Origin of the sequence: Agarivorans sp. QJM3NY_30, assembly GCF_050870855.2 — a bacterium.
In the GTDB taxonomy this organism is placed as follows: Bacteria; Pseudomonadota; Gammaproteobacteria; order Enterobacterales; family Celerinatantimonadaceae; genus Agarivorans.
In genome coordinates, this window is sequence record NZ_CP194038.2 from 3,329,044 (window position 1) to 3,350,252 (window position 21,209).

Genomic DNA, 21,209 nt, shown 5'->3' on the forward strand with positions numbered 1-21,209 from the left:
GTCTAGTGTGAGTACTCAAGCCTTAAACATAAGCTACTTGGTCGATGCCGTGCTGCAACAACTTCAGCAAAGGGAAGGCTCAATCTATCAAGTCGACCTCGATATCTTAGCCAAGGGCCTATCGGCGTCTACTTATGCTTGTCACAGCCATTTAGCCTTGTGCTTAGCCGATTTACAGTTTTTGCAACAACTGGCATCCGCGGGCAAACGCCAAGTGACGCCAGCAGCCGTGATGACTCTGTTAGATGCCTTTGCCTATGGCATCAAACTCAACATCAGCGTGCATCAACAGCTGCTCCCAGCACTGCCGATCCAAGGCTTAAGTGTATTGCCAGTTGCGCTGAGTGATCAGCACGGCGCAACCATTCATCTAGACACTCGGGCACTAATTAGTTACCAGCATGTCGCGCAACTCAACGGAAAATGGCTGGTCACGCCCAAGCTGAGTTTAGTCACGCAGTTAGCCAAGGACTACTTGGTTCAACGTCATATTCAACTGATTAAAACGGAGTAAATCATGCAATTAGCAAAAGTCGTCGGTTCCGTTGTTTCGACTCAAAAATCACCGTCTTTAGTGGGTAAGAAGTTGCTAATCGTACGCCGAGTGAATGGTGACCAACAACAGCGAGCGAATCCCGAATGGTCAGATGAAATCGCCGTGGATTGTGTTGGTGCAGGCGAAGGTGAATTGGTATTTGTCACCCGCAGTTCATCCGCCAGAATGATTGTGGATGGAGCCAACGAAGCGGTTGATTTAGCCGTTTGCGGCATCGTCGACTCCCTCAGTTATCAACAAGGAGCCTAGCCTGCGATGAGTATTTACACCAAAAAAGGCGATGCTGGTTCAACTTCATTAGTGGGCGGCGTGCGAGTGCATAAATCAGACATCAGAGTCGATGCCTACGGCACCGTAGACGAACTGAATGCGAGCCTGAGCCTGGCCAGCAAAGCGATGCGAGATGCCAGTAACATCCAGCTGATAGAAGCGATTGAACACCAACTATTTTACTTAGGTGCCGAAGTTGCTAGTGCCGATAACAGTCCAATAAAAGCCAATCAACGCTTGCTGGAGGCCGAACATATCACGGCCATGGAACAAGCCATTGACCGCTGTATGTCTGCCCTCCCCCCAGTCAACAGTTTCGTATTGCCCGGTAGCTCTGAAGCAGGTAGTCGACTTCATGTTAGCCGAACCATTGCACGCCGCGCCGAACGACGTTTGGTTGAGCTTGCCCAATTCACCGAGCTACGACCACTGTTGCTGAAATACATCAATCGCTTGTCTGATCTGTTGTATGCCATCGCTCGCTTCGAAGATCAGCAAGTTTTATATAGTGAAGTGGTTGAACGAGTGATTGCTGAATACCTCAAGGCCAGTACCAACACATCAACCCCCGACACTCTGCCAGAAAATGCATCGGTTAAGCTGGCTGAACATTCTCTAGGGTTTGTTACCGTGCATCGCATCATGCAACAAGCCGTTGCTGCAGCCTTGAAACATCAAGTACCGATCGTGATTGCCGTTGTGGATCAACACGGCAATATGATCATGAGCTACCGGATGCCTGACGCCCTATTGGTGAGCAGCGAATTGGCACCAAAGAAAGCCTATAGTGCGATCGCCCTAAAAAGCCCAACCCATCAGCTTTCCGCCCTAGTTCAACCGGGCCAAGATTTGTATCAATTGGAAACCATTTGCGATGGCAAAATCGTCACCTTTGGCGGTGGTTTCCCTTTGTATCAAGCACACCAATTAATCGGTGCCATCGGCATTAGCGGTGGCAGCGTCACACAAGACATAGATATCGCTCTCGCAGCGATCCATGGTTTAGATTTAGAGGATAAATAACAATGGACACAATGGAATTAGAAAACATCGTTCGCAGTATTATCAGCGAAAAATTTGCGCAAGCGCCAAGCCCAGAATCGAACGACAGCGGAAGCATCGCGCTATTTGATGATGTTGACTGTGCCATTCAAGCAACAAGTCAAGCTTACAAGCGCTACCAACAATGCCCGCTAAAAACCCGTAGTGCGATCATCGATGCCTTTCGCAAAGAGCTTGCACCGCTGATCCCTAAACTATCTGCTGATGCGGCGGCCGAAACCGGCATGGGTTGTAGCGAACACAAGATCCTAAAGAATCAAGCAGCCTTAGATAATACCCCAGGGGTGGAAGATTTAACAACTCAAGCGCTCACTGGTGACGGCGGTATGGTGTTATTTGAATACTCACCTTTCGGTGTCATTGGCTCTATTTCTCCCAGTACCAACCCTACCGAAACCATTATCAATAACTGTATTAGCATGCTGGCAGCGGGCAATACCGTGTACTTCTCGCCTCACCCCGGAGCCAAACAAGTATCACTGTGGTTAATTCAAAAAATGGAAGCGATTGCCTTTAAAGCTTGTGGTATTCGCAATCTGGTGGTGACCACCAAACAGCCGAGCATTGAAGCGACTCAAGCCATGATGGCCCACCCCGATATCGCCTTATTAGCAGTCACCGGTGGCCCAGCGATTGTCGCCTCAGCCATGAAAACTGGTAAAAAAGTGATTGGTGCAGGTGCCGGTAACCCTCCTTGTTTGGTAGACGAAACCGCAGAAATTATTAATGCGGCTCAAAGTATCGTAGCGGGCGCTTCTCTGGACTACAACCTGCCTTGTATTGCAGAGAAATCGGTGGTGGTGGTCGACAGTGTTGCCGACCAATTGATCCAACAAATGCAGGCCTTTGGCGCTTACTTGGTGAGCAAGCCTGAAGATATTCAGCGTTTGCACGATACCTGTTTTAAAGGGACCACCGTGAATAAAGCGTTTGTTGGTAAAAGCCCTGCAGCTATTTTGCAGGCTGCCGGTATTCATTGCCCCGAAAAAGAACCAGAACTGGTAATTTTTGAAGCCGAAGCAAATGACTTATTTGTGCTGGAAGAACAGTTAATGCCAGTGATGCCAGTAGTTCGTGTGAAAGACTTTGAAGCGGGCTTAGCGCTTTCTCTGCGCATTGAAAACAACTTACATCATACCGCGATCATGCATTCACAAAATGTCTCTCGCTTAAACAAAGTTGCCCAGATGATGCAAACCTCTATTTTCGTTAAAAATGGTCCTTCTTACGGCGGGATTGGAGTCGGCGCAGAGGGTTTCACCACCTTTACGATTGCCACTCCAACGGGTGAAGGAACCACTTCGGCAAGAAGCTTTGCTCGCAGTCGTCGTTGTGTGCTGCATAACGGATTTTCCATTCGCTAATTGATGTTAAGAGATAGGCTCATGAAAAAGTTTTCGGTTAAAACTCGGGTATACAGTGGCATTGGCAGCCTCGAATATCTAAAGCGTTTCAAAAATAAAAAGATCTGGATTGTCTGTGATGGCTTTTTAGCCACCAGCCCTTTGTATACACGTTTAGCCGGGTTGTTGGAGCAGCATAATCAGCTCTTTCTATTTTCAGAGATCACTGCCGATCCGGATATCTCGACCATCGTCAAGGGGATCGCTGAACTACAGAAAATACAACCTCAAATCATTATTGGCTTTGGTGGCGGCTCGGCGATTGACGCCGCCAAAGCGATCCGCTTTTTTGTGGAACAAAGCCAGAGCCTGCCTTTGGAAGCTTGCATCGCGATCCCAACGACTAGTGGCACGGGCTCGGAGGTGACTTCGGCAACCGTGATTAGCGACAAGCAAAAAGGGATAAAATATCCACTATTTCATCCCAGTATTTTCCCAACCATTGCGATCCTCGATCCCGAATTGGTGCTAACCGTCCCCGCTGAGATCACCGCCAATACCGGCATGGATGTACTCACTCATGCCATTGAAGCCTATGTATCTAAAGATGCCAACGATTTTGCCGATGCCTTGGCTGAGAAAGCAGTACAAACCATCTTTCAATACTTACCAACGGCCTATGTGAACGGCCAATGCATCGCCACTCGGAACAAGGTGCATAACGCCTCTAGCATGGCTGGTATGGCATTTAGTCAGGCCGGACTGGGACTGAACCATGCTATTGCTCACCAATTGGGCGGTCAGTTTAAGCTGGCGCATGGTTTAGCCAACGCAATTTTACTGCCGCATGTGATCCGGCATAACGCCAAGGACATTCGTGCCCGTAAGCGCTACGCCAGACTGGCGAAACATTGCCAACTCAGCCCCAAATCACTGAACGATATGGCAGCCGTCAATCAGTTGATTTTTCATATAAATCAACTTCTTCAACAGCTTAAAATAAAATCGTCGCTGCGCAAGTTGGGGATCTATGAAAGCAAAGTGAAGGAAAAACTAGCCACCATCATTAGTGCCACCCATGCCGATAGTACACTCAGTACTAATCCTTGTGCGGTGAGCGATAAAGACATTCGACATATTGTAGAGGCGATCTTATGAGTAATGCTTCCACTACGGTTGCTGAAATGACCGACGCCAATCAGCAGATCGTCGAAAAAACGCTTGCTCAAACTAATTCAGAGCAGATGCTAAAACAAGTTCGTCAAGCAGGTATCGTGGGCGCCGGCGGCGCGGGCTTTCCAACTTACGTGAAGCTACAAGCCAAGGCAGAGATCTTCTTAGTGAATGCGGCAGAATGTGAGCCGATGTTAAAAGTAGATCAACAATTAATGGCACAACACCCAGACAAGCTGATCCGAGGACTACTCTACGGGATGTTTCTGACTGGCGCCAAACAGGGCATTATCGCTCTCAAACAGAAGTATCAAGCTGCCATTAATGCACTCACACCGCAACTGCCGGACAACATTCGGATCCACATCTTGCCCGATGTTTATCCCGCAGGGGATGAAGTGATTACCATCTGGTTTGCTACCGGACGGCGAGTGCCACCTGCGGCATTGCCAATTAGCGTTGGGGTATTGGTGAATAATGTGCAAACCCTGATGCAAGTCGCGGATGCCTTGGAACAAGATAAAACCGTGACTCAACGTACTTTAACCGTGAATGGTGCCGTAAACAAAGCACTCACGGTAACCGTGCCGATTGGGATTAGTTTGGCCGAAGTGCTCAATTTGGCTGGAGGCGCGAGCATCGCCAATCCAGCTTACATTGTTGGCGGCCCAATGATGGGCAAAATGATTGAAGATCTCAATCAACCAGTCACTAAAACCACTGGTGGCCTGCTAGTACTGCCGCAAGATCATATTCTCATCCAACGCCAAACCCGGTCTTTAGACGCCATTATGAATATGGCTCGAAATGTATGTGAGCAATGCCGGATGTGTACCGAGCTTTGCCCAAGACACTTGGTGGGCCATGAATTATCACCTAGCGAAATCGTTAAAGCTGTGTGTTATGAAAAAGTGGCGCAACCTTCGGTCTTATTATCTGCATTGACCTGTTCTGAATGTGGTATTTGCGAAGCCTATGCCTGCCCGGTTGAGATTTCACCAATGCGAGTCAATCGGATGCTCAAGCAGCAATTTAGACAACAGGGGATGAAATATGAGGGCGAACTTCATCCAGCAGACCCAATGATTGACTATCGTTTTGTGCCGATTAAACGTTTGGTCTCACGATTAAACTTAGAGGCCTACAATCACGACGCGCCGCTGCAGCCTTTAAACTGGCAGCCTAAGCAAGTCATCATCCCGGTGCAACAACATATTGGGCAACCTTCAACCCCCATTGTTCAGGTTGGTGATAGTGTCAGCCAGGGCCAATGCATCGCCATGCCCGATGAGCAAACCTTAGGCGTCGCCATTCATGCCAGCCTAGCGGGTACCGTTCGTCAGGTTTCGACCAGCAGCATTCACATCGTAGGGGAATAACACATGTATCACGCAATTGGCTTAGTTGAACTCAGTAGTATCGCCAAAGGCATAGAAGCCAGCGACCTTATGCTAAAAAGTGCCAATGTTGAATTATTGTTGGCCAAAACCATCTGCCCCGGTAAATACATCGTATTGGTGGGCGGGGAAATTGGCGCAGTCAAGCAAGCGGTAGAAAACGGCAAACATGCCAGTGGCCATCTTTGTGTCGATAGCTTTGTGATCGCTAACATACACGCTTCGGTCTTGCCTGCCCTGAGTGGGGTGAGTGAAGTGAATCATAAAAAAGCCGTGGGAGTGGTTGAAACCTACAGTGTTGCAGCCTGTATCACCGCCGCCGACAGTGCGGTGAAATCGGCCAATGTACAACTGGTAAGGATCCATATGGCCTTTGGTATTGGCGGAAAGTGCTACATGGTGCTCAACGGCGAAATTGCCGATGTAAAAACCGCAGTGACCTCGGCTTCCCAAGATGCCGGCAGTCAGGGTTTACTGGTACAAAACTGCGTTATACCTAAGCCCGATAAAGCCCTATGGCAAAGCTTGCTATAAACGCAAAAGGATTTCCATCATGCAAAACGATAGCAAAGAGCGCGTCATTCAAGAGTATGTACCGGGTAAACAAATCACCCTGGTGCACCTCATCGCGAACCCCAATAAAATGCTTTATAAAAAATTGGGCTTAAACAATCAGTCTAATGCCATTGGTATTATGACCATCACGCCCAGTGAGGCCGCCATTATCGCAGGAGACATCGCCACAAAATCTGGGGCCATCGAACTCGGCTTTGTCGACCGATTCACCGGTTCGGTGGTGATCACTGGTGATGTCTCATCAGTAGAATATGCCTTAAAACAAGTCATATACACCCTTGGTGACATGATGAAATTCAGTGCTTGCCAACTCACGCGGACTTAAAATGATGCCGAAACGATTGATGTTAATCGGCCAAAGTGAATGTGGCAAAACCACGTTGATCCAAAGCTTACAGCAACAACCACTGCACTATCAAAAGACTCAAACCTTAGACTTTGTGTCGAGTGCCATCGATACGCCCGGTGAATACTTGGAGAACCCACGCCTCTATAGCGCCTTAATCAATGCTTCTTACGATGCTGATGTGATTGCCTTTGTCCAAAGCGCCAGCAACCCCTACAGTATTTTTGCGCCCCAATTTGCCTCCGCTTTTAATAAGCCGGTGATAGGCGTGGTGACTAAAGTTGACACCTTAGCGACCTCTGCCACTGAAGCAGCCCAACAACAACTGGAAAATGCCGGTGTTAGCTGCCTATTTAAAACATCCTCTTACCAGCATGTTGGTATTCACCAACTTCGCCAATACCTCAACTGGAGTTAACGGAAAGAACCATGAAGCACAACATAATCGCGATTAATGCGGGTAGCTCAACCCTAAAGTTTCAACTTTATTCAATGCCAGAAGAGCGGATCATCGCCAAAGGCATGATTGATAAAATAGGCAAAGAAGATGCGCTATTTGTCATGGAATACCATCAACAAAAACTTGAAGCGAACAATATCCAACTCGACGATGCTCAACAAGCCATCGACTATTTACTGGAACAACTATTAAGTCTCAAAATATTGACCGGTTTAGATGACATTGATGGGGTTGGCCATCGAGTTGCGCATGGCGGAGACCATTTCAAGCAATCGGTACGTATCGATCAAGAAGTAATCGCAAAACTCACTGACTTATGTGAGCTAGCGCCGCTACATAATCCAGTAAACCTTGCTTTTATTAAAGCGATGCGCCTGCGTTTGCCCAATTGTAAACAAGTGGCAGTATTTGATACTTCCTTTCATCAAACCATGGCAAAACCGCAATACTTGTATGCGCTGCCTTATCGCTTCTACCAAGAAGACCAAATCCGCCGCTATGGTTTTCATGGCACCAGCCATCACTACGTGAGCCAAGAGTGTGCCAAACAACTGCAACGCCCAGTTGAGCAACTTAAAATTATCAGCTGTCATTTAGGTAGCGGCGCTAGCATTTGCGCCATCGAAAATGGTCAATCGGTAAATACTTCAATGGGCTTTACACCACTGGCTGGGCTTGCCATGGGGACGCGCTGCGGTGACATAGACCCGTCCATTCTGCTTTATATTGCTAAAAAGCATCAACTTAGTCTGGATGAGGTGAATCACATCATGAATAGTGAGTCTGGCTTATTAGGGATCTCTGGGGTGTCCAATGACTGTCGCAGCGTTCAACAAGCTGGCGCGCAGGGCAATCAACGCGCCCAGCTAGCCATCGATATTTTTGTACAGCGGATCCGTGATTTTATTGGGGCTTACATGATTCAGATGGGGGGCGTGGATGTGATCTTATTTACTGGTGGCATCGGCGAAAACTCGGCATCAATACGCCAAGCCGTGTGTCAAAACCTGCAAGCCCTCGGAATGAAGCTAGACCCAGAAAAAAATGCCAGTAGCCAACGCTTTATCCATCAGGCTGATTCAAAGATTGCCTTAGCCGTGATCAATACCAATGAAGAACTGATGATGGCGCGACAAACCATGGCCTTATAAGAACCTAAGATCTTAATACCAGCCAGCCTTTTGGGGCTGGCTGCCAACCTTCACACATCGCTTGAGAGCACGTTTGGCGCTCTGACTTTTTTGCTCACAAAACTTCAACAACAGCGTTTAGGTAAACAGGCATACCTTCCAGCGCCTTGGCATAGCGATGAATCGCAAAAATAAGCATGAGGTTTTAGCCTGTTTTGATGAAAGCATGGCACTTACGACCCAACCGCCGATTCAGCTCCCAGACATTACCAGCACAGTTTGCTAATCCCAGCCCTAGCAGATAGCTTTAGTATCCTTTCACCAACTTGGACAAATAAGGCACATTTCTTAATTTATCTTGCCAAGGCAAGCCGTATCCAACCAGCAAGTCATCATTTGGCATTTCATAAGCAAAATATTGCGGCACCGCGATAATTTCTCGACCCGGTTTAACAAACAGCGTAGCGATGGATAAGGACTTCGCTTTATAGTGATCCGATAAATGCTGGATCAAGCGTTTCATGGTACCGCCAGATTCAATCGCATCATCGATAACAATTACATGCTTGCCTTCAATACAAATATTCTGATGATAAACAATTTTTGAGGCATTACTGCGATCACCGGGTGTATGCGGGCAAGAAATATAATCCATACTCAGCTCAAACATTAACTGCCGCACTAAATCAGCCGTAAATAAAATGCCGCCCGGAACAACGCTGATGATCACCGCATCTTGAAATTGAGCATTGAGTTTACTCGCCACAATTTTAACGCCGTCTTGGATCTGAGCCTCGTTTAATACTAACTCTCCAATATGTTCGCTTTTCATCTGAAGTACGCTCTCTGTTTTATTAGACAGAACTGCAACAATAGCGTTAGGGTTTAGCCCTATGTTATACCTGTCTAACTCATTATCTGTTGATTCTTACTGGCCTAAATCAGCGCTAACTGGGTGATGTATCTTGTCATTAGAGCCACTACTTACAGCTCTTCATGCCTCGTTATCTACAGATTTATTCTGCGCAGCAAGTTGATCATATAATGGATCAGATTGCTATTACCTGAGTAAATTGCTGGGTAAATTCAAATCAGCATCATACAGAAGTAGCCCTCCCATTGATTTTGGAATTGAGTGAGCTATTGATTCGAGAACTTCGCAGGTAATCAATGGAATATGCTCACAGCTCAATCCTTTTGAGTCAATCAACTCAGCTAGAATAGCTTGATGCTCGTTAAATATGTTATGGAAAAATACGCCTAATAGTAAAACGTGCTGGCAATAGTCTCTGTTAGATGCAAGTTTGCTAGCCTCGGTAAACCGTCGAGTAATATGCGCCAATCCATGCATACTGTCTTTATTATCATAGAAGTCTTTTACAGACTTTGAAGTGCAACTCGATCAAACATGATACTCCTATAAAATTAACGCTCAACATCAGGTCATCACAAAGGAACAAAGAAAAAGCAGCCATGGTAAGCTGTATCCAAACCGCTCACTTAAGATTGTCTTATGCTAGGTATCGTTAATCTTTTAGCTACATTTTTATGAGAAATAAGCCATTATTTCAGCGGTTGTCATTTCTTTAGTTTCATTTGAAAAACAGTAGTAACTCGGCCGCATATCACTAAAGTACTGCATATCCATTTCCAGCCCTTCCAATTCAGAGAACAAACCTAGTGACATATTGTATTCACCAGTTTCTTTAAATTTGTAGAACAAGTGAGTACCACACTCAGTACAAAAACCCCGAGATGCCCAAGAGGACGACGCATACATTTTTACTTTATCTTCCCCTTCAATTTTAACTTTCGTACCGCACTTAACAGCAAAGAACGGAGCCCCACCCCAAGTTCGGCATGATTGGCAATGACACACCGTGAATTTAGGATTGATTTCCTCCGCGGTAATTTTTACAGCACCACAAAGACAGCTAGTTTCTGAATGCGACATTTTGATATCTCTAATCAACCAAAGAAAAGGCAGTAATATTAGCAGTAATATAAATAACCCACCATTTACGATGACTATATACGCAGCAGTGGCTCACTTTAAAACCAATCGCTCTGCTGCGAGATGTAGGACACCTCAACGTGTTATGTAGACAAAAATGCCACCCTAAAAATATCGCTCAAACTTTTGATCTGTTTTATAAGCGGGCATAAACACCTCATCTTATTTGAATGAGGTGTCTACTCAACCGGAGCTACGACCAAGTCCGAATTAGCCATTTGTTAGGTTTTTCTTAGATATCCGGGCGCTTTTTCGTGGTTCTCAAACCCCCCGTACTTGACCGAAGAGGGGTAATATTCTGCGGCAAACTGTATTTGTCCCGCGGTGGTTTCACCAGCGACATTTGCGATGAAAGCCAGCATTAAATCTGTGCCAGCGGAAACCCCCGCAGAAGACCAGACATTACCGTCTTGCACGTAGCGCTGTTCAACCACGGTAACATCACCAAGTGCCCGTAAACGTTCCAATGATTGCCAATGAGTGGTTGCCTTTTTGCCAGACAAAAGCCCCGCGGCATGCAGCACAAAAGATCCTGTGCAAACCGATAAAACCGCCTTGCAGTTCTTTGCTTGATTGGCAACGAAATCGATTAGCACCGGGTTATCAACTTCAGTTCGTGTACCTTCACCTCCAGGAATAAGTAAATAATCAAGCGGCGGGCAAGATGAAAATGAAGCATGTGGGTTGATCGACAAACCCTTTGCACAAGTAACGGGGTCAAGCGTTTCATTCACAATGATGCAATTTTCTGGACCGTTGGCATTTTTTCGCCACATCGTGAGCATTTCCCACGGCCCGACAAAATCGAGTTCTTCTACCTGATCAAATACAAGAATGCCAAAATTCATAATTATCTCCTATACATCTAGACATAATGCCCGCTCGAGGTGCTAGCCTCCATATTCGGGGGGTTTAGTTTGAAGCCAGAGCCATGATTCGTGTGCAAACGACTAATCATGTAGGCAATCTGAACAACGATACCATGATTTTCATAGGCTTAGATACGCGCAAGAGATTTATTCAAGTTGCCGAATGACTGAAGCATAGCAGTTCACAAGCTCAGATCTTCGACCGTATTAAATCCAACAAGGCAGGGTTTTAGTCACTACGAAAGTGACGTTCACCAGTTAGAAGCTGAGTATTATTTAGTTATATATGCACTTAGAGGGCTTGGTCGTTTTTCCAAACATGAGTTACGGGACTTTAATTAGATTTTTACGAAAAAAATAAATCATATCGGTGTTAAATTTTTTGTGAAAAGCGGCTCGGTCAAAATTTGGTTTGTCTATACAAAGCTCTGGTAATGTTTTAGCTAACTTGGGGGGACATGTGGTCAAAAAAGAGAAATGGCCTGCATTGGGAACAAGATGGAAAGTTGGCTTCATGGGCAGATTATGCGCGATAGCGGGAACATCTTTTGGGGACACACCATGCCCCCCTTCTTGAGATGCCCAGAGCTCGATTGGCTTAGTGATATGTTTCAAACTGTCTGATGTTGCAAAGATATTGCTCAAAGGATCGGCAATCACATAAGCCATGATCCGAGGATCGCTGCTGGGGGGTAACATAGGTAATTGCTTTATGTTTGCATGGTCACACGTTGCGCCGGTCCTGTCGGAACATGGAATGAGTAGTTTCTCAAAATCAGGAACCGCCCCTGCTAGGACAAGACCGGTATAACCACCACGTGAAAAGCCAAAAAAACCAATAGAATTTGGGTTTATTGATGCTGCGTCTGGTGATGAGGTTAGCATGAAGTTAATGAGCCGTTTGACATCCATCGGGCGAGTAATCAAAGCTTTAAGATTATGAAATCTTGTTTTATTTGTAGATGTATCATCAGGATGGTTGAGTGACACCACTATAAAGCCTGCATTAGCGAGAGCTGTTGCTGTGTCATGATGGCTGAGGCTCGACCCGCCAAACCCATGTGAAATAATAATGAGAGGCAAGTGTTCTCCAGCAACGGGACAATCACGAACCCCAAGAAGAACAAACGGTCCGGCCAGTATTTCACCTGAGGCGCTAGAGCATGGTGACCATTGCACGGCGTTTATTGCAGGGCCTTTGTTATCAGCAGGAACTACTATTTTTTTTATACCAACGGAATGCGCGATGGATGCTGTAAAACAGAGTACAACAGCGAGGAGCATCATTGTAAATTGCATTGCTCTTTCCTAAAGACGATATCCAACCAAGCGAAGTATGGACATCCATGATAAATACGAAGTATGGACATCCATGATAAAAACTATAGGACAGTAACAGTATTAGTGAAGTGAACACAACTGCAATCATTTTACGAAGTATGGACATCCATGATAAAAACTACAGGGACAGTAACAACGTTAGTGAAGTGAACACCACTACAATCATTTAGTTCTGAGGCGATTGTCATGCCGATTAACGGCTAAATTCACAGTAGGTGACTCAGTTTGGTGATTTCTGGGCCAATGTGCGCCTCAGCAAGGTATCACCACCGATACAATACTGATGATTAAGACATAGTTCGCAAGTAAGCTCGCGCCTAAGCGCGATTTAGCAAACGTTTACTGCAACTTAAACCGGCCGTTCGTTGACAAGCGAAGTATGGACATCCATGATAAAAACACAAAGACAGTAACAACGTTAGTGAAGTGAAGTACGAAGTATGGACATCCATGATAAAAACTACAGGGACAGTAACAGCGTTAGTGAAGTGAACACCACTGCAATCATTTAGTCCTCAGGCTATTGTCATGCCGATCAATGGGTAAATTCACAGTAGGTGACTCAGTTTGGTGATTTCTGGGCCAATGTGCGCCTCAGCAAGGCAAGGTATCCCCCCATACAAGGCTGATGGTTCAGACATAGTTCGAAAGTAAGCTCGCGCTTAAGCGCGGTTTAGCAAACGTTTGCTGCAACTTAAACCGGCCGTTCGTTGATGCCCCATATGCCGATGATATTGTCTGAGCAAGCGCTCTTGACCGACTGCGCCAGAAAAGTGCCGTTCAAACTCACCGCTTAAAGTCAGCCACTGTGCTTCATTTATCCCTAAGCGTTGGATGATGGAACTTTCGCCACTGTCGATGTCACCCCGTTTATCTTCTCTTACCATGTGTCCAGTCATATCGACTAACTCAAGGTAGTCTTTCAGCTCAAAGGGTAAGCCTTGGGGCATCGGCTCTCTTGGGTTACCCACAAAGGGAAACAGGTTTGTTGCCTGGGCTTGTTTTAGCTGAGCTGCTTTTGCTCGTCGCTGTACGCTGGTATGGGCAGAGTCCTCTGGTGTGCTCGCCATCTTGGCTCTGATGGGGTTTAGGTCTACGTAAGCCATACACGCCATGAGGGCGGCTTCATCCAAAAGCGCTTGGGATTTAAAGCGTCCTTCCCAAAATCGACCGGTACATTGGTCTTCTTGATTGGCGGCTCGCGCAATGTGTTCGTTTAAATGGCGCATAAACCAGCTTAAGTCATACAGGCGAGTCCGATACACTTCGGCGGTGGCGCGAATGGCTTGTAGTTGCACCTCACTCAACTGCGGACGTAATTCAAGGTTGAGATACATCTGAGTCAGTAAGGTGCCCTGATGCAAGCTATGCCAGCGTTCTAAGACTTCATCCATTGACCAGGCTTCTGCTTGTTGCGGATTAACATGTAGCACGAGGTGGGTATGATTACTCATGACAGCATAAGCACAAACATCAATGGCGAACACCGACGCCAATTTGAGTAGATAATCCTCGACCCACTGGCGGCGGTGCTCATAGCTTTTACCACTTACCTTGTCTTCGCCACACAGAAACGCCCGTCGAACACAACGGGAAACACAATGATAGTAGAGTGTATCCGATAAGCTCACCTGCGAGCGTCTTGACCGAGGCATAATAATAACTCCCCAAATAAACCACTATTGATAGTTTAGACTATTAATAGCGTTTCGTTAGTTGAGGTGGGTGTCATGATTATTCCATAGTGATTAATATTCGTTTCGATTCTCTTGCAACAAGGTAATTCCTTGATTCACCCAATGAAGAAGTTGCTTGATGGCTTTGGATAAAATCTGGTTTTGCCGAACAATGTAACCCAACTCTGTCGTAGGAAAATCAGCTAAAGGTGTGACTAATGACTTGAGATAACGCGGCGTTGATAGTGCAAACTCTGGAACAATAGCCACTCCGAACCCCGCTTCTGCCCAATCAATTTGCGCATCTACGCTGCCAACCTCCATCACTCTATAATTAGTTAAATTGAGCGTAGGTAATGCGTTATCAATGAGATCTCTGGTACGGGTATCATGACCGAGCAAGATCAAGGTTAACTCTTTGTCTTGCTCTGTACCTCGTTCAAACCCAAAGCCTAATGCAACCCACTTTACCTGCTGTAATTCAACAAAATGCAATGGTTGCGTCTGTTTTTGGGAGATAACAAACCCTAGGTCAGCCTCAGCATTTCTAACAAGTTCAGAAGCTTGCGATGACGTGGTATTTAATAACACGATATCGATTCCTGGGTACTCACCTTTAAACAACTTAAACGCTTCAATGAGTAACATACGAGAGATAATGTCGCTGGCCGCGATAGTAATCGTACCTTTATTCAGATCATTGAGAGCATTAAGATCAGCTTGGCAAACCTGTAATTCTTGTAGCGTTCGTTGGCTACTTTCAAGTAAGCGTTCACCCGCTTGAGTTAAGTGGAATGGGCTACGTTCAATGAGCTTAACGCTAGTAGCTTGCTCTAATTGTTTAAGGTGTAAACTGACATTTGGTTGAGTCATATGCAATGCAATTGCAGCGTTGCCAAAATGCTTGCATTCCGCCAACGTAACAAAAGTTTTAAGCCAATGGATATCCAGCATCGTTTCACCTTTTATGTGGGCTAAGCTAAGCGATATGAATATTAATCATATGAAATTATTATCAAGTTAATCACTATAATTAATTTCTCTTATTAGATCGACAAGTTTAAGATGATTTCACAATCAAATCGGAGATATATTATGTCGTCTATTGTCATTGTGGGTGCCAATTGGGGAGATGAAGGTAAAGGCCGTATTGTTGACTTTTTAGCATCAGATGCTTCTGCCAGTATTCGTTTTCAAGGTGGCAATAATGCCGGACATACCGTTGTTAATGACTTCGGCACGTTCAAACTGCACCAGCTGCCAAGCGGAATTTTCAATCCGAACTGTATTGCTGTTCTTGGCCCAGGCATGGTGATTAGCCCAGCGGCACTAACTGAAGAGATTGAAGAAGTTAAGGCAACGGGAGTGGATGTGAATTTGTGTATCTCAGATCGTGCTACCTTGTGTCTACCTCTACATGCACTTGAAGATACATTAGAAGAACAAAGACTCGGTGATGCAGCCTACGGCTCTACTCGTCAGGGTATTGCACCGGCTTACGGCGATCGTGTAATGAAGAAAGGCATTTTAGTTGGTTGGTTGAATCAGCCAGACGTACTAGAGCAGCGAATTCAATTTATGCTAGATTGGAAAATTCCTCAGTTAAAAGCCTTATACCCAGATTGCGATTACTCGCAAAGTGCAGCAGAACTTACGGCATGGTTATTAGACATAACGAAATCTTGGCGTCCATTTATTTGTAACGTCACCGAGCCTCTTAAAGCGCTGCAAGCGACCAAAGCACAGCTATTATTTGAAGCTCAATTGGGCGCTGGCCGTGATCTCGTTTATGGGGAGTACCCTTGGACAACGTCATCAAATGTGACCGCTGCCTATGCCGGTATTGGCAGTGGTTTACCAGCATTGAGGCCAGAGCGTATTATCGCTGTCGCTAAGTCGTTTAGTTCATCAGTGGGTACAGGAACCTTAGTTACAGCGATGGACGAACAAGATAACTTCCGAGAAAGTTCGAATGAGTACGGCGCGGTTACAGGCCGCCCACGAGATATGGGGTACTTTGATGCGGTGGCGACTCGAAATGGGGTTGAACTGCAAGCCGCAACTGAGATTGCATTAACTAAAATAGACTGCTTAAGCGGTATGAAGGACCTTAGAATCTGTATTGCTTACAATGGCGAACACAGTGAAAATCCAATTTGGCCTCAAACTGCAGAGCTGCAACCTGTTTATGAAAAAATGCAGGGGTGGGATGAAGATATCACCGCTTGTCGTACTTTCGAGAGCCTTCCTCAAAGCGCGCAGGATTATATAACTCGCATCGAGGCGTTAATGGGAGTTCCGATCGTCATGGTTTCGGTTGGACCAGAACGAGAGCAAATGATCGTTCGTAGATAACGGTTTATTTAGCTAAGCCGTTCAATAAAAATCTAAGCTAGAACTAGCTATAGTAGCTTAGATTTTTATCTTCTTCGTATTACGACGACTTTAAAACACACTTCTGAATATAAATGAGTTTGGGCAGGAACAAATACCGCGAGTTAACAATGGGTGTCTTAGATATAGCCTTAGATATACACCTTCCATGGAGCTGCGCTTGAGCGAGGGCTTACACTTAAGCATTCATGATATTAACAGTCAGGCCATGCAAATCCATGTGCGGGATGCCAAAGGCGGGAACACCACAATCATGGGTGTCTTATATAATTGCATCTTATATAATTGCATTAGCTTCTGGAGCAGCCAACTTGATCAATCTCCTAGCAAAGTAATTTCCTTTAGATATAATCACATGCAAATTTTTCACATATGAGCACACTATGATAAGGCATGTACAACATTTAATTTACTTAGTCTTAATTATCATCTCATTTAACACAATCGGCGCTTCACTAAAAATTGATGGGCGAGGCTATTGTTCTCCACCTGAACTAGATATAACTAATGGTCAGTATTTTGTTACTTTTTACGCAACATCGGCTTCACTTGAATCTTTATCTCCAGGACACGCATACATCTCTTTATATGCACCAAACGACGCACATAACAATATTTGTGTCCCCGAAAAAGGCTTCGGTCAATACCCTTCCGATAACAAGAGCATCATAGCCATGTTTAAAAAGAGTAATGGAAGCGGTGTTAAACAAGAAAACCTTATGATTATGAAGCCTGCACACCAACTCCAAGTTAGGGTCACTTATGAAACTTACACCAAAGTCCAGCGTTTAACTAAAGAATGGGACGATGCTAAATACGTTCTGGGTGTCAAGGATTGTATTACATTCGTAAACGCAGTAGCTAAATCGACTCCTTGGCTCAATGTACCAGACAGAAAGTTAAATCAACTCCCGTTCGATTATCTCAATAACCTGATTGCTATGAACCAGTAAAGGAAGCTAACGCCTTAATAAGTGGCTGTAACCACTGAATTTACCGAGCTTATCAGGCTCCAAGCCGCAAATGCCCAGCGTTGATAAGTCCACTTAATTAATTTGTAGAACGAAGCCGCTCTGCGGCAGAGTGCATAGCACCTGATATCTCATACTCAATGTGACACGGCCAATCGGTCGTGATGAATCGGAGTATGCAGCATGAACCCTACCCAACAACATCGTTATCATGTTTTATATAAACAAGACCTTACCAATTTAACCTTACAAGGGAAACGACCAGCCACCATTGATGCGTACTCGCGTGCGGTACGTCGGATTTCTGCCCACTTTGACCGCTCCCCCGATACCTTAAGCACCGCTGATTTAAAGGCCTATTTTGCTCAACTGATTAGCAGCCATTCTTGGAGCACCGTGAAGCTAGACCGCAATGGCTTGCAATTTTTTTATCGCTACACCCTCGAGAAACAATGGCAGTGGTTAAACATTGTAAAGCCTCCTCAAGTGAAGCGCTTACCCGATATCTTAAGCCCTGCGCAAGTCGGCTTCGTGATTAGCATGACGTCGCAACCCCGCTATCAAGTCTTCTTCTTGGTGTTGTATTCCATGGGGCTGCGCTTGAGCGAGGGCTTACACTTAAGCATTCATGATATTGATAGTCAGGCCATGCAAATCCATGTGCGGGATGCTAAAGGCGGGAACACCACAATCATGGGTGTCTTATATAATTTAAATGAGTTTGGACTGGAACAAATATCGCTAGTTAACGATGGGGGTCTTGGATAGGCAATTGGCCTCAAACTGCAGAGCTGCAACCTGTTTATGAAAAAATGCAGGGGTGGGATGAAGATATCACCGCTTGTCGTACTTTCGAGAGCCTTCCTCAAAGCGCGCAGGATTATATAACTCGCATCGAGGCGTTAATGGGAGTTCCGATCGTCATGGTTTCGGTTGGACCAGAACGAGAGCAAATGATCGTTCGTAGATAACGGTTTATTTAGCTAAGCCGTTCAATAAAAATCTAAGCTAGAACTAGCTATAGTAGCTTAGATTTTTATCTTCTTCGTATTACGACGACTTTAAAACACACTTCTGAATATAAATGAGTTTGGGCAGGAACAAATACCGCGAGTTAACAATGGGTGTCTTAGATATAGCCATTCGTATTACGACGACTTTAAAACACACTTCTGAATATAAATGAGTTTGGGCAGGAACAAATACCGCGAGTTAACAATGGGTGTCTTAGATATAGCCAGCCAGCACCCCATGCACTGCACAGGCGTGAGTCGAACGAGCTAGCCGAAAGGCGAACAGGATAAGGAGAATGGCAGGGCTTAACATGAGGATGAATACATACAAAAAATAACAGCTTAGCACCATGTATGACAGGTAAAGGCTTAACGCCATTCACCCAGTCTTAGCCAAACTCGCCTTGTAAAAAGTAACAAGGCCTTGGCCCCGCCAACATCAATACCGTTATTTACTATAGAAGGGAGCATCGGGCTTGTTCAACACCCGAATAAGGTGGCGGCTACGCGACACCTATTCTTATTGTATGGATAATTATTAAGAAATATGAGTAAAGTGAGACTCAGGCTTAAGCAGCAACTTAAGCTTCTATTTAATAGCTCGATATTCTTAAGGCTCCTTTCAAAGGCCGATAACAAACGTGAGCATTAAGTGGAACTCCAAGCACCACACTCGAATAGTCTACAGGGTCTAGAACCCGTATTACGCAATATAGAGTCAGCTTATTATGAATACAGTAACAAATAAATGTATTAACGTCGGTGTCGATACAGGTAAAGAACAACTTGATGTTTATATTAGACCCCTCGACATTTTCTTCACTGTCTCCAACGATGATAAAGGTATCAAGCAAGCCATAAAAATCATTCAAAAACACACGCCATTACGAGTCGTGATTGAAGCTACAGGTCGATTAGAAATGCCTTTTATTATAGCTTGTCACAATGCCAAACTACCGTATGTAATAGCCAACCCTGTTCATGTAAGACGTTTTGCAGGCGCTATCGGGCAGAGGGCTAAAACAGACAAACTTGACGCAAAACTTATCGCGCACTACGCCGAAGCTATAAAGCCCAATTTAACGACACTAAAGCCAGATTCTATGCGACTCATGGCAGATTTAGTCATCCGAAGAAACCAGCTTCTTTCGATGCAAACAATGGAAAAAAATCGCATGAAAATTATGCCCTCGCAACTCATTCTGACGATTAAACCTATTTTAACTGCGTTTAAAAATCAGATAGAGAAAATTGAAAGCAAGATTATCAAGCTAATTGAAAGTAACCCTGAGTATCAAGCCAAGAATGAGATATTACAAAGCATGCCAGGAATAGGGAAAATTGCAGCGGCGTCTATCATTAGTAACCTTCCAGAGTTAGGGTTAATAACCAATAAACAAGCCTCATCTCTCGTCGGAGTGGCCCCAATGAACCGAGAAAGTGGCCGCTATAAAGGGCTCAGAAAAATTCAAGGGGGACGAGCTCAAGTAAGAACCGTTTTATACATGGCCATGATGTCAGCCATCCAATGTAACCCCATTTTTAAGAGCACATATCAGAGGCTTTTAGCTGAAGGGAAACCTAAAAAAGTAGCCATCATTGCATGCGTAAGAAAGATGGTAACCATCCTAAACTCAATGCTACGAGATGGCGCCTTATGGGATGCAAAAATAATTTAATCTAACTTATTGACACCATAGTCGTTTGTTATGCGCCAAATAATTTATTAGGGTGTACAACGGCATAACCTCTAAAGTTATTATCATAATTCAGCTTTTGAATTTTAAGAGTAACATTTTCGTATTTAGCAAAGTCTTTTTTTATGATATTTGACATTCTATCTGCATTCTTCATTCCTATTTCTAAAACTGATCCTGACTTATCAGCTTTAGCAAACCCTAATGTTACGTTTCTAGGTAGGTAAAAGTCTAAATAATAAGCTGATTCTCGACTATTTATATTTTCATGAAGCCCAAGTTCATGATCTGTTACTACTAAAACTTGTTTATCATCTCCTATGCTTTCAAAATATTTTCGTGTACTTTCAATGAATAGATGCCAACCAATTCTTTCTCCCTTTGCTTCTTCTAAAACGTCAAACTGATAGTAACCCACTAAAAATTTAAGATTCAAATTTCCTTGGCATTTCTCAAGAGCATTTTTAAAATAAAACAATTCATAGACAGCTGTTGAGCAACTTTTATTCCCTCTGAATATAGAATCATTTGTATCAATAAAATATATCCTTTCGAAATTCTCAAAAGCAAACCTTTCTTGGTTAAAAGAGGGAGTTTCCCCAGAGCCTATAACTGATAGCTTTTTCTCTCTACTTTCTCCTTTGTAACTTCGAATATGTTTAAAGGGACTATCTTTCAGGTTATCGATACCCGAAAGATCACCAAATTTATCGATAGAATAATTTAATTCAATTTCACCATTTTGATTAGTTTCAGTAATAAACTCTATCCACTCTTCTCTTGGATATTCTTTCTTTTTATTAGACATAGTGTAAAACCTCAAACTGGCGCATAACAGTATATTAATATGCAAATTCCCATCTTTCACGCATGCGAAGTTACCACCTATCACGCAGCACAGAAATTCACACAGCCTTTAAT

21 protein-coding genes and 1 pseudogene are annotated in these 21,209 nt (G+C 44.6%); 15 read left to right on the top strand and 7 right to left on the bottom strand.

Annotation, left to right across the window (positions count from 1 at the left end; genetic code table 11):
• The first annotated feature begins 7 nt into the window (after positions 1-7).
• The 10 genes from pduM to ACRRSX_RS15180 are packed head-to-tail and all read left to right on the top strand — an operon-like array spanning position 8 to position 8,334.
• Entirely contained in the window at positions 8-514 is a 507-nt protein-coding gene (pduM, locus tag ACRRSX_RS15135; protein ID WP_432452372.1) for a PduM family microcompartment protein, read from the top strand.
• A 3-nt stretch (positions 515-517) separates the two neighbouring features.
• Positions 518-805 carry a EutN/CcmL family microcompartment protein gene (locus ACRRSX_RS15140; protein ID WP_432452371.1) on the top strand — a complete coding sequence of 96 codons (288 nt, stop codon included), beginning with the start codon at positions 518-520 and terminating at the stop codon, positions 803-805.
• A gap of 6 nt (positions 806-811) precedes the next feature.
• Positions 812-1,849 carry a cob(I)yrinic acid a,c-diamide adenosyltransferase gene (locus ACRRSX_RS15145; protein ID WP_432452370.1) on the top strand — a complete coding sequence of 346 codons (1,038 nt, stop codon included), beginning with the start codon at positions 812-814 and terminating at the stop codon, positions 1,847-1,849.
• A 2-nt stretch (positions 1,850-1,851) separates the two neighbouring features.
• Positions 1,852-3,252, top strand: coding sequence for an aldehyde dehydrogenase family protein (locus ACRRSX_RS15150; RefSeq protein WP_432452369.1), 1,401 nt, complete (start codon positions 1,852-1,854; stop codon positions 3,250-3,252).
• A 21-nt stretch (positions 3,253-3,273) separates the two neighbouring features.
• Positions 3,274-4,389, top strand: a complete 1,116-nt coding sequence (locus ACRRSX_RS15155) for a 1-propanol dehydrogenase PduQ (protein ID WP_432452368.1) — start codon at positions 3,274-3,276, stop codon at positions 4,387-4,389.
• Positions 4,386-5,783: a 4Fe-4S dicluster domain-containing protein gene (locus ACRRSX_RS15160; protein WP_432452367.1), complete on the top strand. Its 1,398-nt coding sequence runs from the start codon at positions 4,386-4,388 to the stop codon at positions 5,781-5,783. Before ACRRSX_RS15155 ends, ACRRSX_RS15160 begins: the two co-directional genes overlap by 4 nt.
• A gap of 3 nt (positions 5,784-5,786) precedes the next feature.
• Positions 5,787-6,335 (top strand): BMC domain-containing protein, encoded by a 549-nt coding sequence (locus ACRRSX_RS15165; protein WP_432452366.1) that lies wholly within the window; start codon positions 5,787-5,789, stop codon positions 6,333-6,335.
• Between the two features lie 19 nt (positions 6,336-6,354).
• Positions 6,355-6,702 carry an ethanolamine utilization microcompartment protein EutS gene (eutS, locus tag ACRRSX_RS15170; RefSeq protein WP_432452365.1) on the top strand — a complete coding sequence of 116 codons (348 nt, stop codon included), beginning with the start codon at positions 6,355-6,357 and terminating at the stop codon, positions 6,700-6,702.
• A gap of 1 nt (position 6,703) precedes the next feature.
• Positions 6,704-7,141 carry a EutP/PduV family microcompartment system protein gene (locus ACRRSX_RS15175; RefSeq protein ID WP_432452364.1) on the top strand — a complete coding sequence of 146 codons (438 nt, stop codon included), beginning with the start codon at positions 6,704-6,706 and terminating at the stop codon, positions 7,139-7,141.
• Between the two features lie 11 nt (positions 7,142-7,152).
• Positions 7,153-8,334, top strand: a complete 1,182-nt coding sequence (locus ACRRSX_RS15180) for an acetate/propionate family kinase (protein ID WP_432452363.1) — start codon at positions 7,153-7,155, stop codon at positions 8,332-8,334.
• Positions 8,335-8,620: 286 nt separating this feature from the next.
• Here ACRRSX_RS15180 and ACRRSX_RS15185 read toward each other — a convergent pair whose 3' ends face one another.
• From ACRRSX_RS15185 to ACRRSX_RS15210, 6 genes are all read right to left on the bottom strand, one after another.
• Positions 8,621-9,145: a phosphoribosyltransferase gene (locus ACRRSX_RS15185; RefSeq protein WP_432452362.1), complete on the bottom strand. Its 525-nt coding sequence runs from the start codon at positions 9,143-9,145 to the stop codon at positions 8,621-8,623.
• Between the two features lie 714 nt (positions 9,146-9,859).
• The gene (locus tag ACRRSX_RS15190) at positions 9,860-10,267 is read right to left on the bottom strand and encodes a GFA family protein (protein WP_432452361.1); all 408 of its coding nucleotides are present in this window, start codon (positions 10,265-10,267) and stop codon (positions 9,860-9,862) included.
• A 281-nt stretch (positions 10,268-10,548) separates the two neighbouring features.
• Positions 10,549-11,175: a DJ-1/PfpI family protein gene (locus ACRRSX_RS15195; RefSeq protein ID WP_432452360.1), complete on the bottom strand. Its 627-nt coding sequence runs from the start codon at positions 11,173-11,175 to the stop codon at positions 10,549-10,551.
• A 345-nt stretch (positions 11,176-11,520) separates the two neighbouring features.
• Positions 11,521-12,495 carry an alpha/beta hydrolase family protein gene (locus tag ACRRSX_RS15200; RefSeq protein WP_432452359.1) on the bottom strand — a complete coding sequence of 325 codons (975 nt, stop codon included), beginning with the start codon at positions 12,493-12,495 and terminating at the stop codon, positions 11,521-11,523.
• Positions 12,496-13,199: 704 nt separating this feature from the next.
• A complete protein-coding gene (locus ACRRSX_RS15205; RefSeq protein WP_432452358.1) occupies positions 13,200-14,192 on the bottom strand; it encodes a transposase in 993 nt (330 codons plus the stop codon).
• 93 nt (positions 14,193-14,285) lie between these two features.
• Positions 14,286-15,167 (bottom strand): LysR family transcriptional regulator, encoded by an 882-nt coding sequence (locus tag ACRRSX_RS15210; protein WP_432452357.1) that lies wholly within the window; start codon positions 15,165-15,167, stop codon positions 14,286-14,288.
• Between the two features lie 141 nt (positions 15,168-15,308).
• On the opposite strand from ACRRSX_RS15210, the gene ACRRSX_RS15215 reads away from it, so the two are divergent.
• From ACRRSX_RS15215 to ACRRSX_RS15235, 5 genes and pseudogenes are all read left to right on the top strand, one after another.
• Positions 15,309-16,568 (top strand): adenylosuccinate synthase, encoded by a 1,260-nt coding sequence (locus ACRRSX_RS15215; protein WP_432452356.1) that lies wholly within the window; start codon positions 15,309-15,311, stop codon positions 16,566-16,568.
• Positions 16,569-16,990: 422 nt separating this feature from the next.
• Positions 16,991-17,560, top strand: a complete 570-nt coding sequence (locus ACRRSX_RS15220) for a hypothetical protein (protein ID WP_432452355.1) — start codon at positions 16,991-16,993, stop codon at positions 17,558-17,560.
• A gap of 201 nt (positions 17,561-17,761) precedes the next feature.
• The gene (locus ACRRSX_RS15225; RefSeq protein ID WP_432452354.1) at positions 17,762-18,346 is read left to right on the top strand and encodes a tyrosine-type recombinase/integrase; all 585 of its coding nucleotides are present in this window, start codon (positions 17,762-17,764) and stop codon (positions 18,344-18,346) included.
• A 5-nt stretch (positions 18,347-18,351) separates the two neighbouring features.
• Positions 18,352-18,549, top strand: a pseudogene (locus ACRRSX_RS15230) (adenylosuccinate synthetase); the annotation flags it as partial.
• A 770-nt stretch (positions 18,550-19,319) separates the two neighbouring features.
• Positions 19,320-20,270: an IS110 family transposase gene (locus ACRRSX_RS15235; protein ID WP_432452353.1), complete on the top strand. Its 951-nt coding sequence runs from the start codon at positions 19,320-19,322 to the stop codon at positions 20,268-20,270.
• 28 nt (positions 20,271-20,298) lie between these two features.
• Here the strand turns inward: ACRRSX_RS15235 and ACRRSX_RS15240 are convergent, their stop codons facing one another.
• Positions 20,299-21,096, bottom strand: coding sequence for a hypothetical protein (locus ACRRSX_RS15240; RefSeq protein WP_432452352.1), 798 nt, complete (start codon positions 21,094-21,096; stop codon positions 20,299-20,301).
• Positions 21,097-21,209 lie beyond the last annotated feature (113 nt).

Excerpts from the sequence above, each read along its gene's own strand:
- ACRRSX_RS15175 (WP_432452364.1), top strand. The coding sequence starts at position 6,704 with ATGATGCCGAAACGATTGATGTTAATCGGCCAAAGTGAATGTGGCAAA.
- ACRRSX_RS15205 (WP_432452358.1), bottom strand. The coding sequence starts at position 14,192 with ATGCCTCGGTCAAGACGCTCGCAGGTGAGCTTATCGGATACACTCTAC.
- ACRRSX_RS15220 (WP_432452355.1), top strand. The coding sequence starts at position 16,991 with ATGATAAGGCATGTACAACATTTAATTTACTTAGTCTTAATTATCATC.
- ACRRSX_RS15150 (WP_432452369.1), top strand. The coding sequence starts at position 1,852 with ATGGACACAATGGAATTAGAAAACATCGTTCGCAGTATTATCAGCGAA.
- ACRRSX_RS15145 (WP_432452370.1), top strand. The coding sequence starts at position 812 with ATGAGTATTTACACCAAAAAAGGCGATGCTGGTTCAACTTCATTAGTG.
- ACRRSX_RS15200 (WP_432452359.1), bottom strand. The coding sequence starts at position 12,495 with ATGCAATTTACAATGATGCTCCTCGCTGTTGTACTCTGTTTTACAGCA.
- eutS (WP_432452365.1), top strand. The coding sequence starts at position 6,355 with ATGCAAAACGATAGCAAAGAGCGCGTCATTCAAGAGTATGTACCGGGT.
- ACRRSX_RS15165 (WP_432452366.1), top strand. The coding sequence starts at position 5,787 with ATGTATCACGCAATTGGCTTAGTTGAACTCAGTAGTATCGCCAAAGGC.
- ACRRSX_RS15240 (WP_432452352.1), bottom strand. The coding sequence starts at position 21,096 with ATGTCTAATAAAAAGAAAGAATATCCAAGAGAAGAGTGGATAGAGTTT.
- ACRRSX_RS15180 (WP_432452363.1), top strand. The coding sequence starts at position 7,153 with ATGAAGCACAACATAATCGCGATTAATGCGGGTAGCTCAACCCTAAAG.
- ACRRSX_RS15215 (WP_432452356.1), top strand. The coding sequence starts at position 15,309 with ATGTCGTCTATTGTCATTGTGGGTGCCAATTGGGGAGATGAAGGTAAA.
- ACRRSX_RS15235 (WP_432452353.1), top strand. The coding sequence starts at position 19,320 with ATGAATACAGTAACAAATAAATGTATTAACGTCGGTGTCGATACAGGT.
- ACRRSX_RS15195 (WP_432452360.1), bottom strand. The coding sequence starts at position 11,175 with ATGAATTTTGGCATTCTTGTATTTGATCAGGTAGAAGAACTCGATTTT.
- ACRRSX_RS15225 (WP_432452354.1), top strand. The coding sequence starts at position 17,762 with ATGAACCCTACCCAACAACATCGTTATCATGTTTTATATAAACAAGAC.
- ACRRSX_RS15160 (WP_432452367.1), top strand. The coding sequence starts at position 4,386 with ATGAGTAATGCTTCCACTACGGTTGCTGAAATGACCGACGCCAATCAG.
- ACRRSX_RS15185 (WP_432452362.1), bottom strand. The coding sequence starts at position 9,145 with ATGAAAAGCGAACATATTGGAGAGTTAGTATTAAACGAGGCTCAGATC.
- ACRRSX_RS15210 (WP_432452357.1), bottom strand. The coding sequence starts at position 15,167 with ATGCTGGATATCCATTGGCTTAAAACTTTTGTTACGTTGGCGGAATGC.
- ACRRSX_RS15155 (WP_432452368.1), top strand. The coding sequence starts at position 3,274 with ATGAAAAAGTTTTCGGTTAAAACTCGGGTATACAGTGGCATTGGCAGC.
- ACRRSX_RS15190 (WP_432452361.1), bottom strand. The coding sequence starts at position 10,267 with ATGTCGCATTCAGAAACTAGCTGTCTTTGTGGTGCTGTAAAAATTACC.
- ACRRSX_RS15140 (WP_432452371.1), top strand. The coding sequence starts at position 518 with ATGCAATTAGCAAAAGTCGTCGGTTCCGTTGTTTCGACTCAAAAATCA.